At 41.2% G+C, this 14,240-nt stretch carries 10 protein-coding genes; all 10 read left to right on the forward strand.

Features of this window, described 5'->3' with window-relative positions; genetic code table 11:
* The first annotated feature begins 5 nt into the window (after positions 1 to 5).
* The 10 genes from nirB to F968_RS07420 all read left to right on the forward strand — a co-directional run bounded on the left by nirB (position 6) and on the right by F968_RS07420 (position 14,235).
* On the forward strand, positions 6 to 2,552 hold the full coding sequence (gene nirB / locus F968_RS07375) for a nitrite reductase large subunit NirB (RefSeq protein WP_004791792.1): 2,547 nt from the start codon (positions 6 to 8) through the stop codon (positions 2,550 to 2,552).
* A gap of 14 nt (positions 2,553 to 2,566) precedes the next feature.
* Positions 2,567 to 4,189 (forward strand): nitrite reductase small subunit NirD, encoded by a 1,623-nt coding sequence (gene nirD, locus F968_RS07380; RefSeq protein ID WP_004791794.1) that lies wholly within the window; start codon positions 2,567 to 2,569, stop codon positions 4,187 to 4,189.
* A gap of 18 nt (positions 4,190 to 4,207) precedes the next feature.
* Positions 4,208 to 6,991: a nitrate reductase gene (locus tag F968_RS07385; protein WP_004791796.1), complete on the forward strand. Its 2,784-nt coding sequence runs from the start codon at positions 4,208 to 4,210 to the stop codon at positions 6,989 to 6,991.
* Positions 6,988 to 7,617: a molybdenum cofactor guanylyltransferase gene (gene mobA, locus F968_RS07390; protein ID WP_004791797.1), complete on the forward strand. Its 630-nt coding sequence runs from the start codon at positions 6,988 to 6,990 to the stop codon at positions 7,615 to 7,617. Before F968_RS07385 ends, mobA begins: the two co-directional genes overlap by 4 nt.
* Before the next feature lie 149 nt (positions 7,618 to 7,766).
* A complete protein-coding gene (locus F968_RS07395; RefSeq protein WP_004791799.1) occupies positions 7,767 to 10,040 on the forward strand; it encodes a molybdopterin-dependent oxidoreductase in 2,274 nt (757 codons plus the stop codon).
* Positions 10,041 to 10,268: 228 nt separating this feature from the next.
* A complete protein-coding gene (gene moaA / locus F968_RS07400) occupies positions 10,269 to 11,309 on the forward strand; it encodes a GTP 3',8-cyclase MoaA (RefSeq protein WP_081399498.1) in 1,041 nt (346 codons plus the stop codon).
* Complete coding sequence (locus F968_RS07405; RefSeq protein WP_004791802.1) at positions 11,310 to 11,564, forward strand: MoaD/ThiS family protein; 255 nt, start codon at positions 11,310 to 11,312, stop codon at positions 11,562 to 11,564.
* A 3-nt stretch (positions 11,565 to 11,567) separates the two neighbouring features.
* Positions 11,568 to 12,053, forward strand: coding sequence for a molybdenum cofactor biosynthesis protein MoaE (locus tag F968_RS07410; RefSeq protein ID WP_004791804.1), 486 nt, complete (start codon positions 11,568 to 11,570; stop codon positions 12,051 to 12,053).
* Positions 12,054 to 12,076: 23 nt separating this feature from the next.
* Positions 12,077 to 13,000, forward strand: a complete 924-nt coding sequence (gene moaCB / locus F968_RS07415; protein ID WP_004791806.1) for a bifunctional molybdenum cofactor biosynthesis protein MoaC/MoaB — start codon at positions 12,077 to 12,079, stop codon at positions 12,998 to 13,000.
* Positions 13,000 to 14,235, forward strand: a complete 1,236-nt coding sequence (locus F968_RS07420; protein ID WP_004791808.1) for a molybdopterin molybdotransferase MoeA — start codon at positions 13,000 to 13,002, stop codon at positions 14,233 to 14,235. The genes moaCB and F968_RS07420 overlap by 1 nt, the downstream gene beginning before the upstream one ends.
* Positions 14,236 to 14,240 lie beyond the last annotated feature (5 nt).

Raw genomic sequence — 14,240 nt, forward strand, 5'->3', positions numbered from 1 at the left:
ACACTATGAAATTGGTAATGATTGGTCATGGTATGGTGGGCCACAAATTCATCGAAGCCATTTTAGAAAAAGCAGATGATGAACTGGAAATCACGATTCTCGCGGAAGAGCCTCGTATCGCGTATGACCGCGTACATTTGACAGAATATTTTTCGGGGAAATCGGCAAAAGATTTATCTTTAGCTCGTTTTGACTTTGCCGATGCGCATGGCATTGACTTACGTCTTAATACAAAAGCAACGGCAATTGATACAGCAGCGCAAACAGTTACAACCAACCATGGCGATGTGATTAGCTATGACAAATTGGTGTTGGCAACGGGCTCTTATGCATTTGTTCCCCCTATTCCGGGTAATGACCGTGAAAACTGTTTTGTTTACCGTACGATTGAAGACTTAGATGCGATTCGTGCAGCAAGTCTTAATGCAAAAATAGGTGTAGTCATTGGTGGTGGTTTACTTGGTCTTGAGGCAGCCAAAGCGTTGCGTGATTTAGATCTAGAAACCCATGTTGTTGAGTTTGCGCCACGTTTAATGGCAGTTCAAATTGATGACTTAGGTGGTAAAGTTTTACGCCGCAAAATCGAAGATCTTGGTGTAAAAGTTCATACACAAAAAGCGACTCAATCTATTGAATGCGGTGACAGCACAACGCATGTAATGAAATTTGCAGATGGTAGCGAGCTTGAAGCAGATGTCATTTTATTCTCTGCTGGGATCCGTCCACGTGATGAGCTTGCGCGCAACAGTGGACTTGCGATAGGTGAGCGTGGCGGTATCGTCATTAATGATTACTGCCAAACCTCAGATACCAATGTTTATGCCATTGGTGAATGTGCACTTTGGCAAAACAAAATTTATGGTTTGGTTGCTCCGGGCTATGACATGGCACGTATTGCAGCAAAACACATTTTAGATGAAGAGTGTCATTGCTTCGCTGGCGCAGACATGAGCACTAAGTTGAAGTTGATGGGTGTGGACGTTGCCTCTGTTGGTGATGCTCATGCCATGACGCCGGGTGCATTAAGCTATTTCTATGCAGATGAGCATGCACTGGTTTATAAAAAGATCGTTGTAAATGCCGACAAAACCAAATTGCTTGGCGCAGTTTTGGTAGGGGACGCCAAAGAATACAGCGACCTTTTACAAATGATGTTAAACGGTCTAGCTTTACCGGAAGTGCCTGAAAGCTTGATCATGCCGGGCTTTGAGCAATCAGCAGGTAAGTCGGGTGGTAGTGGTGTAGATTTGCTGCCTGACAGCGCAACAATCTGTTCATGTAACAACGTATCAAAAGCGGACATCTGCCAAGCAATTAGCGATGGTTCGACCTCTTTAGGTGCATTAAAGAAATGCACCAAAGCAGCAACTGCATGTGGTGGTTGTGCACCATTAGTGACGCAAGTTTTAAAGTCAGAATTACAACGTCAAGGTGTGACTGTAAATAACCATATCTGTGAACACTTTCCGTACTCGCGTCAAGAGCTACATCACTTGGTACGTGTCAATGAAATCAAAACTTTTGATGACTTGATTCACCAACATGGCCATGGTTTGGGTTGTGACATCTGTAAACCGACTGCCGCAAATATTTTGGCTTCTTGTTGGAATGATTTCGTACTTGAGCCAAGCCATGCAGGCTTACAAGACAGTAACGACTATTACTTGGGTAACATCCAAAAAGATGGTTCTTACTCGGTTGTGCCGCGTATGGCAGGCGGTGAAGTGACTCCAGATGGTTTGATTGCCATTGGTCAAATCGCGAAGAAATATAACCTGTACACCAAAATTACTGGCGGTCAACGTGTAGACATGTTTGGTGCGCAAGTTTACGAACTTCCATTCATTTGGGAAGAGTTAAATGCTGCTGGTTTCGAGTCTGGTCATGCTTACGGTAAATCATTGCGTACCGTGAAATCATGTGTGGGAAGTACTTGGTGCCGTTACGGTGTAGACAACTCGGTTGGTTTAGCGATCGAACTTGAAAACCGCTACAAAGGTTTACGTTCACCCCATAAATTAAAAATGGCTGTGTCTGGATGTACACGTGAATGTGCGGAAGCACAAGGTAAAGATGTCGGTATTATCGCGACTGAAAAAGGTTGGAACCTTTATGTGTGTGGTAACGGTGGTATGAAACCACGTCATGCTGAATTACTCGCATCTGACCTCGATAAAGCAACGCTCATCCGTTACATCGACCGTTTCTATATGTTCTACATTCAAACCGCAGACCGTTTACAACGTACCAGTGTATGGCGCGACAACATGGAAGGTGGCTTAGATTACCTTAAATCTGTAGTTGTTGATGATTCTCTTGGTTTGGCTGCCGAGCTTGAGCGCCGTATGGAACACATTATTGGCACGTACCAAGACGAATGGCGTACTGCGGTAGAAAATCCTGAAGTACGTAAACGCTTCCAGACCTATATCAATGCAGATGTAAGTGAACAGACCGATCCACACATTCAATTTACGACTGAACGTGGTCAGATCCGCCCATTAACTGATGCTGAACGTTCAGAAGACCGCATTCCAATGGTTGAAGCATAACAAGGAGAATCTCTATGAATATTGTACAAGACAAAAATATGCTTCCTGATGATCAATGGATTGATGTATGTGCACTCGATGATTTAACCCCAAATACTGGCGCAGGTGCGCTAGTGGGCGGTCAAGCGGTTGCAATCTTACGTGTGGGGCATGAAAAACGTGTTTACGTGTTAAGCAATAAAGATCCGTTTAGCCAAGCCAACGTCATGAGCCGCGGCATTATTGGCGATTTGCAAGGTGAGCGGGTCATTGCATCGCCAATCTATAAACAACACTTTAGTTTGGCAACGGGTCGTTGTTTAGAAGATAAAGACCAAAAACTCTCAGTTTATCCGAGCAAAATTGTTGATGGTCGTGTTTTGATCAACCCTGTGCCGCAAAAAACTTATATTACTAATACAGGTGTGTCTCAAGACAAACTTAAACTGGTCTTGATTGGTAATGGTTTAGCAGGAATGCGTTGCCTAGAAGATTTACTGGATATGGCACCAGATCGTTATGAAGTCACGGTGATTGGTGAAGAACCATGGGGAAACTATAACCGCATTATGCTGTCTCCGGTTTTATCAGGCGAAAAAACCATTGAAGACATCATGCTGCACCCACCAAAATGGTATGACGATAAAGGCATCAAGTTTATTGCGGGTGACAAGGCTGTAAAAATTGATCGTCCACGTAAAGTGGTTTACACCGAAAAAGGGCAAACCGTTGATTATGACCGTTTGATCTTGGCAACAGGTTCGGCTCCGTTTATTCCACCAGTTCAAGGTGTTGACTTAAAAGGCGTGTTAACTTTCCGCGATATTTATGACGTTAACACCATGATTGAATACTGCGGTTCAAAAACCAATGCAGTCGTGATTGGCGGTGGTTTACTTGGTTTAGAAGCAGCGTACGGTTTAAAACAACGCGGTATGAATGTGACTGTGCTGCATTTGATGGACCGCATTATGGAGCGTCAACTCGACAGTCGTGCGAGTCAGTTACTGCGTCATAGCATTGAGCAAAAAGGCATTCACATTATTACCGAAGCGAATACTGAAGCGTTAATTGGTGATGAAGACGGTCATGTGAAGCAAATCCGTTTGAAAGATGGCACGGTTTTAGAAGCCGATCTTGTGGTATTTGCAGTCGGTATTCGACCAAATATTAGCTTGGCGCAAAGTGCCGGTTTACGTTGTAACCGCGGTGTGTTGGTGAATGACACCATGCAAACGTTTGACCCAAGTATTTATGCGGTGGGTGAGTGTATTGAACACCGTGGACAAACTTTTGGTTTGGTTGAACCATTATGGGGCCAAGCATTTATCTGCGCGACACATTTAGCAGAGCACGGCAGCTTAACTTTTAAAGCACCGACCGTACCGACTCAGTTAAAGGTGAGCGGTGTCGATGTATTCTCGGCGGGTAACTTTGAGCCTAAAGATGATTATGAAGACATTATTTTGAATGATGAAAAACGTCACATCTATAAACGCATTATTATTCAAGGTGATAGAGTGATTGGCGCAGTTTTATTTGGCGATACTGAAGATGGCATGTGGTATGCAGAGTTAATTGCAGATCAAACCCCAGTCTCATCATTTAGAAATAAACTGCTATTTGGTCGAGATTTTGCATTAAAAAATGCAGGCTAAATAGGGAAAGGAGCAGTTATGAATAGTATTCCAAGCGTTGAAATCGATAGCTCCGACCATGTTGCAACAACTATAACCAAAACAACATGTCCATATTGTGGGGTGGGTTGCGGTGTTAGCGTAAACGTCCAGCAAAAACCTCAAGGACCTCTGGTACAAGTTGAGGGGGATGCTGAGCATCCTTCCAACTTTGGACGCTTATGTATTAAAGGTAGCCGCTTGGCGGATACTTTGGGATTAGAAACACGTGTTTTACAACCGATGATGGGACGAAAAGCTGATCGGGTAGTAACGACATGGGATGCGGCAATCAATAAAATTGCCGATAAATTCCAATCTTGTATCGACCAATATGGCCGTGACAGCATTGCATTTTATGTTTCAGGTCAGCTTTTGACTGAAGACTATTATGTAGTGAACAAGTTTGTAAAAGGTTATTTGGGCACGGCAAATATCGACACCAACTCGCGCCTTTGCATGTCATCTGCGGTTGCTGGGCATAAACGCAGCTTTGGTGAAGATATTGTCCCTGCAAGCTATGAAGATTTTGAACATGCCGACATGGTGGTTTTAGTCGGCTCTAATACCGCATGGTGCCATCCTGTGCTTTATCAACGGATCATGCAGGCTAAAAGCCAAAATCCGGATATGTTTGTGGTGGTAATTGACCCACGTTTTACCAGTACTTGTGAACAAGCGGATTTACATTTACCGATTTTACCCGGTCAAGATGTCGCATTGTTTAATGGCTTATTTCAATATTTATATGGAAATGGTCATGCTGATCAGGCCTTTGTAGATGCTTATACCGAAGGTTTGCAAGAAGTTTTGGCAAGCAGTCAGCCAGAAACTGATGTTGAATATGTGGCAAAACGTAGTGGCATTTCTTTAGACAAATTGCAGCAATTCTTTGAGAAATTTGCACAGACTGAAAAAGTAATCACCCTATTTTCAATGGGAGTGAATCAATCAAGTCAGGGTGTAAATAAAGCTAATAGCATTATTAACTGTCATTTACTAACTGGAAAAATTGGTAAGCTCGGCGCTGCACCATTTTCAATGACAGGTCAGCCAAATGCGATGGGTGGTCGAGAAGTGGGTGGCTTGGCCAATATGCTGGCTGCGCACATGGACTTAGATAATCCACTACATCAAAAAGTAGTGCAAACCTTTTGGGATAGTCCATTTATTGCGACTCAAGCTGGTTTAAAAGCAGTGGATTTGTTCCGTGCCGTTGAAGCTGGAAAAATTAAAGCCATTTGGATTATGGCGACAAATCCAGTCGTGAGTTTGCCAGATGCCGATCAAGTTAAACGGGCATTAGAGAAGTGCGAGTTAGTTGTCGTGTCAGATATCTGCGCAGATACGGATACCACTGCTTATGCTGATGTTTTGCTTCCAGCTTTAGGCTGGGGCGAAAAGGATGGAACGGTAACTAACTCTGAGCGCCGTATTTCACGTCAGCGTGCTTTTTTACCTGCACCGGGTGAAGCAAAAGCAGATTGGTGGTCTGTTAGCCAAGTCGCGAAAAAATTAGGCTTTAAAGGTTTTGATTTTACGAATGCAACTGACATCTTTAATGAACATGCAGCTTTATCTGCACAAGACAATGCAGATATCGAAGCTCGTGAACAAGGTAATAATTTTCGTTATTTCAACCTGAAAGGGTTAATGAATCTGAGTGCTGCTGAGTACGATGCATTGCAACCCATTCAATGGCCAGTGTGGAATAAAAACCAAGATGCTAATGCCGTTCAACAACTATTTGGCAAGGGTCAGTTTAGTCATAAAAATGCCAAGGCGAAATTGATTCCAACTGTTGCAATTGACCCAGTTCATGCGGTTTCAGAAGACTATCCACTCATTTTGAATACTGGACGTATTCGAGACCAATGGCACACCATGACGCGTACAGGTTTGTCACCAAATTTGACCAGTCACCGTGCCGAGCCATTTTGCGAGATCCATCCGAGTGATGCTTTGAAGTTTGGTGTGCGTGATCAAGGCTTGGTCGAAATCCGTTCAAAATGGGGCAGTTGTGTACTACGTGTAACATTCTCGTCGGGAGTACGTCGTGGGCAAATTTTTGCCCCAATTCACTGGACTGAACAAGTTGCGTCCGATGCCCGTATTGGTAAAGTTGTTAACCCCGAAGTCGATGCTATTTCAGGCGAGCCTGAGTTCAAACATACACCTGTCACGATTCAACCATTTTATACCACTTGGCAGGGCGTACTTTATGTGCGTGAAGGATATGATTCACATATTCAAGAATCGCTACATCACTGTGCATGGTGGACCAAGGTCAAAATGGTGAAAACTAATCGTTACGAACTTGCAGACCGTCAAACTTTTCATGACACTCAAAAGAACCTAAAAAGCTTCTTGCCGTTTGCAGATGAAACTTTTGAATGGTTGAGTATCGAAGATATTTCTTCACAACTCAGTCATAGCATTATTTTGAAAGACGGCGTGGTGATCGCAAGCTTATACATCGCCCCACCAGATTTATTACCGGATCGTGATTGGGTCGCAAGTCTGTTTAAACGTGAACGTTTAAGTGCGTTACACCGAAAAGCGTTACTGGCTGGCATGCCAATGTCTGCTACAAATAATGACGGACCTTTAGTCTGTAGTTGTTTTAAAGTAGGTAAGAACAAAATTATAGACGCAATCAAAACTCAAAATATTACTCATGAAAAGCAAGTGACGGCTTGTTTAAAAGCAGGTGGTAACTGTGGTTCATGTTTACCTGAAATCCGTGGCTTGATTAAAGCTTGCCAACAGGAGGTGGAAGTGTGAATAAGGGGTATCCCGTAACTGATTTGGTCATTCTGGCGGGTGGACAAGCTCGCCGTATGAATGGTTTAAACAAATTGTTGCAGCAATTTGATGGTGAAACTCAACTGATTAAAATTCATCAGAAACTAAGATCATCAGTGTCTGAAATTTGGGTGAATAGCCATCGCGATTATTCAATTTATCAAAGTATTGTGCCGGACATTCAATGTTATCAAGATGATGCAGCAGGTTTTTTCGGGCCACTGATGGGAATGAAAAGTGCATGGTCAAATGTAAGCGCAGACTATGTTTTGTTTATCCCTTGTGATGTGACCTATATACCTACGCAAGTCGTTGCCAAATTACACGGTGCACTTCGGAAAAATAAACAGGCTCAGGCAGCTTATGTTTCAATTAATGGAGATGCCTTATACCCATTTTGCTTATTAAAACGTGAAAGCCTAAATACCATAACAGAGCAAATTGAAAAGCAGCGGTTAAGTTTGAAAGAGTGCTTTAAGCTTTTACATGCTCAAGTGGCTATATTTCAAAAACAAAACCTGTTTTTTCATAGTATTAATTCATTGGATGAGCTTCAGCAATACAAACAAATCAAAGCATTTAAAGAAATTTTTACAGCAAATTAACTTCGTATATGAGTGCTTTAAAACTTACATTGGTCGAGTGAAACACGTTTTTAATCTTTGTACTGTTGACTATTTATTGTTTAAGTTCTATTTTGGAACTTGTTGTTTTCATTCTAGCCAGATGTATAAAAATAAATGGAGCCAGAAAAATGATCGATGCAGTTCAGCAAAATAAAACAGATGTGACCGCATGTATTTTGTGTTCTAGAAACTGTGGTTTAACTGTTGAAGTTAAAGATAATCAGTTTGTCAAAATAAAAGGCAATCCTGAACATCCATTTTCTCAAGGCTACATTTGCCAAAAAGCTGCTAGATTACAGCACTATCAGCAACATGCAGACCGTTTGACTGCACCTTTAAAGCGCCAACCAGATGGCTCATTTCAAGAAGTGAGTTGGGATGCTGCTATACAAGAAATTGCTGATCGATTAGTTCAGATTAAAGATAAGTTTGGTGGAACTGCTTTTGCTTCGGTTGGGGGCGGTGGTCAAGGCAATCATCTCGGTGCAGCATATGGTCGCCAACTTTTGCTGGCCATGAAAAGTTATTATGCTTACAACTCTCTTGCTCAAGAGAAAACAGGTGATTTCTGGCTCAATGGACGCTTGTTCGGGAGTCAGGCTTGCCATACCACAGAAGATGTTGAGTATGCCGACTATGTTCTTTTTATTGGGACAAATCCTTTTCAAGCCCATGGCATTCCCAACGCCCGAGATACGCTAAAACATATTAAAAAAGATCCCAACCGAACCATGGTGGTATTTGATCCGCGTGTTACCGAAACAGCCAAACAAGCAGATATCCACGTGCAGCTAAAACCGGGAACAGATGCTTTTTTAATGTCAGCCATGATTGCGATCATTATTAAAGAAAAACTTTATGATGCAGCGTTTATTGGGCAGCATACGCACGGTTTTGAAGATATAAAAACAGCATTTAGTCGAGTTCCAATTGAAGACTATATTGCCAAAGCAGATGTTCCGGTCGATTTAATTTACCAAGTGGTTCGAGATTTTGCTAAAGCAAAAAGAGGGTGTGTACGGATTGATTTAGGTATTCAACATACTTTAAATACGACATTAAATGGCTATTTAGAAAAGCTTTTATATTTATTAACAGGGAATTTTGGAAAACAAGGTACTAATAATTTGCATACTATGTTTATTCCAATCTTAAGCGATACGGATGAAAGAAAGCCAAAATATCGACGTAGCGTTTACCATAAAATGTTCCCAATATCAGGGTTTTTTCCACCTAACATTTTACCCGATGAAATCTTGAAAGCAGGGGAAAAGCGAATTCGCGCAGTTTTTGTAGATAGCTGTAACCCGTTATTAACTTATCCCGATACACCTGCTTTTGAGGAAGCCTTTAAAGCATTAGATTTGTTGGTTGTGGTTGATGTTGCCATGACGGAAACCGCTAGGTTTGCGGACTACATTTTGCCAGCGCATACCCAGTTTGAAAAATGGGAATTTACTGGCTTTAATCTTGAGTTTCCTAAAAATGGTTTTCACTTAAGACATCCTGTATTAGCTGCTCAAGCGAATACTTTGCCAGAGGCAGAAATTTATACACGATTACTTGAAGCCATGCAGGTGATTCCAAAACGCTTTCCGCTTTTAGAAAAAATTGCTGCGGTTGACTCGAAAAAAACAGCCTATTTATCTTATCTATCCGCTTTAGGTTTAACTTTTGCCCGACATAAAAAATATATCCCTTTTGCCGCTTCAATTCTCTATCGCACTTTAGGTAAACAGTTAGAAAAATCAGCTGGTTCAGTTGCTTTTTTATTGCCGCTATCAATTCAATATGCTGTCTTACACACCAAAGCGGTACGCCGTGCAGGTTACAAAGGAAACCCTTTAACTTTAGGCGTTCGTTTATTTGAACAAATTTTAAAGCAACGCTCAGGCGTAGTGTTATCGCAACATGAATATGACGAAATCTGGAAACTGGTAGCTTATAAAGATAAGAAAATACGTCTTGCTATTCCAGAGATGTTAAACGAGCTGGCAAATTTAAAAAATCATCAGGTTAATGTTGAAGAATTTCCATTCATACTTTTATCAGGTGAGCGACGTAGCTATAACGCCAATCAAATTTACCGTGATCCTGCTTGGCGAAAAGTAGATGCTGAAGGGGCTTTACGAATTCATCCTGAAGATGCAAAGCACCTAAATGTAGATGAAGGAGGTCAGCTTAAATGTATTTCACAACATGGAGAAATTCAGGTTACTGTAGATTTTGATGAAGGAATGCGAAAAGGGGTAGTTTCACTTCCACATGGCTATGGCATGCGCTTTCAGGGTAGTGAACCAATTGGACCACAATTAAATCGACTGATTTCCGCTGAACATTGTGATCCATTATCTAAAACGCCGTACCATAAATATGTACCCATTCGCTTAGAAAAGTGCTAGAAATAATGTAAGGCAAATAAGAGATTAATGCTGCACTAACTTTATACAGTTTTAAAATTACAGTTAAGTGGTGCAGCCAAAAGTCTATTAGAAAAACCTAAGAAGTTATGGATGATAAATAGAATTGGAACAAATTTTGCATAAAGATCAGAGCACTATTGAAGAGCAATTTCTTCTTTTAATTGCCCATAAAAAGTGCCAGCAATATTTGAACTGTTCTCGACATGAGTGCAAATGATGAAACAATATTACTCTGAAACTGCGCCAATGCTTCTGCAAGATCAATATGGGCGCATCAAGCGTAAGTTACGTATTTCGGTAACCGATCGCTGTAATTTTAAGTGTGTATATTGCATGCCTGAACATCCTGAATGGTTAAATAAACAAGATTTGCTGAGTTTTGAAGCGCTTTTTGAGTTTTGCCATTTTATGGTGCAGCAAGGTATTGAAAGCATCCGTATTACAGGCGGTGAACCATTAATGCGTCAAGGCATTGTTCATTTCGTTCGCGATTTGCAAGCTTTAAAAGCATTAGGTCTAAAACGCATTTCAATGACCACCAATGGGCATTATCTTGCTAAATACGCTCAGCAGTTAAAAGATGCTGGTTTAGATGACTTAAATATTAGTTTAGATAGCCTTGATCCAATACAATTTAAAGAACTCACCAAGAAAAAATTAGAACCAGTTCTTGAGGGTATTCAAGCTGCAAAAGATGCAGGTCTACCTTTTAAAATTAACTGTGTATTGATGAAAAATAAAAATGATGATCAGATCTTACCTATGGTGAGATGGTCTATAGCCAATCATATTCCACTACGTTTCATTGAATTCATGCCGCTTGATGGTGATGCACTCTGGTCAAATAAAGATGTGGTGAGTGAAGCTGAAATTTTACAAGTGTTGCAACCGCATTATTCGGTACACGTCATCGAGCAACAACATGAGCCAGCGCGCCAATATTTGCTTAATAATAGCTATGCTCTCGGCATTATTTCTACCATTACTCATTCATTTTGCCACCAATGTGACCGCATACGACTAACGGCGCAAGGTGAGCTATATAACTGTCTCTTTGCCCCGCAGGGTTTAAATATTAAGCCGCAGCTTCAAGCATTATTACGCGCACAGAACTCAACCGATCATGTGCTGCATAGTCAGCAATTAAAAGATCAAGTTATGCCGTATATCTGGAATAAAGCCAAAGGCTTTCATGCCTTACAACATCAACAAACCCGTAAAATCAGTATGCATATGCTTGGGGGATAAATGCAGCAATCTATCCAAATTAAAATCGAATCATTTGGTGCAATTGAAAAATTGCTTCCCCAAAATCTTTCGATCGTTTGTCCTACCAATATTTTAGTGAAAGATGTCTTAGATCAAATTGTGACTTTACATCCGGAATGTACACAGGCCATGGAAAAATGTGCATGTGCGGTAGAGGATAACGTTATAACCAGACAATCTGCCTTAAGTCAGCCATGTACTTTGGTTTTATTATCACCAGTTGCAGGAGGGTGAGCCATGCGAGATTTTGCACGTATACAAGAGCAGGCTTTAAGTCTTGATGCCTTTGACCCGATTGAGTCATTTCCTGAATGCGGTGGAATTGATATTTTTATGGGTACGGTTCGTAATCATCATGAAGGTAAAGCTGTTAAAGCCCTGAAATATACCTCTTATAAACCGCTTTCTGAAAAAATGATACGTGAAATTGAACTGGAAATTGAGAAAAAGTATCAGGTATCTTATGTGCGAGTGGTTCATCGGATAGGATATCTAGATGTGGGTGAAACAGCAATTATTGCAATTGCTTATGCAGCCCATCGCCGTGAAGCTTTTCAAGCATGCGAAGAAGCGGTTGAGCGGGTAAAACATGAAGTGCCTGTGTTCAAAGAGGAGTTCTTTACAGATGGTACAAGCCACTATGTAGAAGGCTGCTGTATTCGTAAGGATGCACCGCACGAACACAAACATCACCATCATGCCGGCCATGAACACTCACACTGAAATAAGCAAAACTAGGATAAATAATGAAAAACGTAGGAATGAAGCCGGAAAGTTATCGTGTTGCTGAAGCACAAGCAATTTTATATGCACCACCGCACTGTATTGAATTATTAAGACAAGGAAATACTGAAAAAGGGGATGCATTAAAAACTGCACGTGTTGCAGGAATCTTGGCAGCAAAACGAACTGATGAGCTGATTCCTTTGTGTCATCCACTGCCGATTTATCGTGCAGATGTTGAATATGAATTAGAACATGACTTTGTAAAAATTATTACCGTGGTCGAAACCATTGGGCCAACTGGTGTAGAAATGGAAGCCTTAACGGCTGCAAGTCTTGCAGGGTTAACTATTTACGACATGTTAAAACCGCATTGTGAACCAGAAGAGCTCTGGATGGATCAATGTAAATTGCTTAAGAAAAAAGGTGGCAAATCACACTTTAAGCGACTTCTTCGTCAGCCTGTTTCGGCTGCGGTTATTGTATTGTCAGACACCGTAGCAGCAGGTAGAAAACCCGATACTGCTGGGAAATCTGTGGTTGAAACTTTAACTGAGGCAGGATTTGATCCAATTCATTACCAAATTTTGCCAGATGAAGCAGATACTTTAAAAAACTTAGTGCTTGAGTTGAGCAAGTCATATGCTTGTATTATGACCGTTGGTGGCACTGGAATTGGTAAGCGTGATATTACGGTTGATACGTTAGAACCCCTTTTAGAGCGTAAGTTAGATGGCTTAATGGAAGCTGCGCGTTCATTTGGACAAAAACGCACGCCATATGCTGCAATGTCACGTGGAGTAGCTGGTTTTATTGACCGTTCATTGGTGGTGACTTTACCGGGAAGCCGTGGTGGAGCAAGCGAATCAATGGCTGCTATTTTACCTGCATTAGTTCATATTTTTGATGTTTGCCGTGATTTACCCCATCCGGGAGGTTATGAGTAATGTCAGGTTGTGGTACAGAACGTGGGTTGATTAGCGTAGATGAAGCGATTGAGCTGATTAGTAACCAACCAAAAAAAATAGGTTCAATTCAGCAAGTGCTTCAAAATAGCCTAAGTAGATATCTTGCTAAAGAAATCTATTCAGAAATTAATTTGCCAAGCTTTTCTCAAAGTGCTGTAGATGGTTATGCGCTTTGTAGCCATGTAGAAGATTTAAATAATCAAAAGTTTCAGGTTACGGGTGAGATTCGTGCTGGAAGCGAAAGTCATGACATCCTAAGCGAAGGTCAAGCAATTCGTATATTTACAGGTGGCAAAATTCCTGAAGGCACAACACATGTTGCGAGGCAAGAAATAGTAGAGGTCATTTCAGCACAAGAAATTTCTTTAACTGAACATATTCGCCCTCAAGCTGACATTCGTTTTACTGGCGAAGAAATCCAGAAAGGACAGTTACTTGCACAAGTTGGACAGTTTCTAAATATTGGAAGCTTGGCTGCCTTAAGTATGGCTGGTGTACAAACGGTTGAGATTTACCGTGCACCGAAAGTTGCTGTTTTAATCACTGGTGATGAAGTTGCCGAAAAAGCAGAAGATCTTGCAGAAGGCAAAATCTTTGATGCGAATGGTCCATTACTAAAAGCGTGGTTTGAAGATTATGGGTTAGATGTTGAAATTATTCATGTGGCAGATGAGGCAGCACAGGTCACACAATATTTCGACCGATTAAAAGATAGTCATGATGTCATCATAACCACAGGCGGAGTGTCAGTAGGTGATTATGATTTTGTTCGGCCATGTGCTTTTGAGACTGGCTTTGAACAGATCTTCTGGAAAGTAAAACAAAAGCCGGGTAAACCACTCTTTTTTGCTGAATATTCTCACACCGAAAAAGATCATCGTTGTTATTTGTTGGGGTTACCGGGTAATCCGGCTGCAGTCTATGTATCAATGCAAGTTTACGGAAAAGTATTGCTCGACACTTTGCAGGGAAATCAAACAGGGCCAGAGTGGTTTAGTGCAATTTTAGATCATGATTTAAAAGAAGATGCGCGTGAACGGTTTCTAAGAATGCATGCTTATTTTGACAATGGACAACTTAAAGTTAAAAGTCTGGCAAAACAGCAATCACACATGCTCAGTAATTTAATGCAGGCCAATTGTCTGGTGCGAATTCCAGCAAGTGTGAAACTAGAAGCAGGTCATATTTTGAAGGGTGTATTTATCTCAAATTAATGATG

Origin of the sequence: Acinetobacter sp. NIPH 817 (assembly GCF_000368405.1) — a bacterium.
Taxonomy (GTDB): Bacteria; Pseudomonadota; Gammaproteobacteria; order Pseudomonadales; family Moraxellaceae; genus Acinetobacter.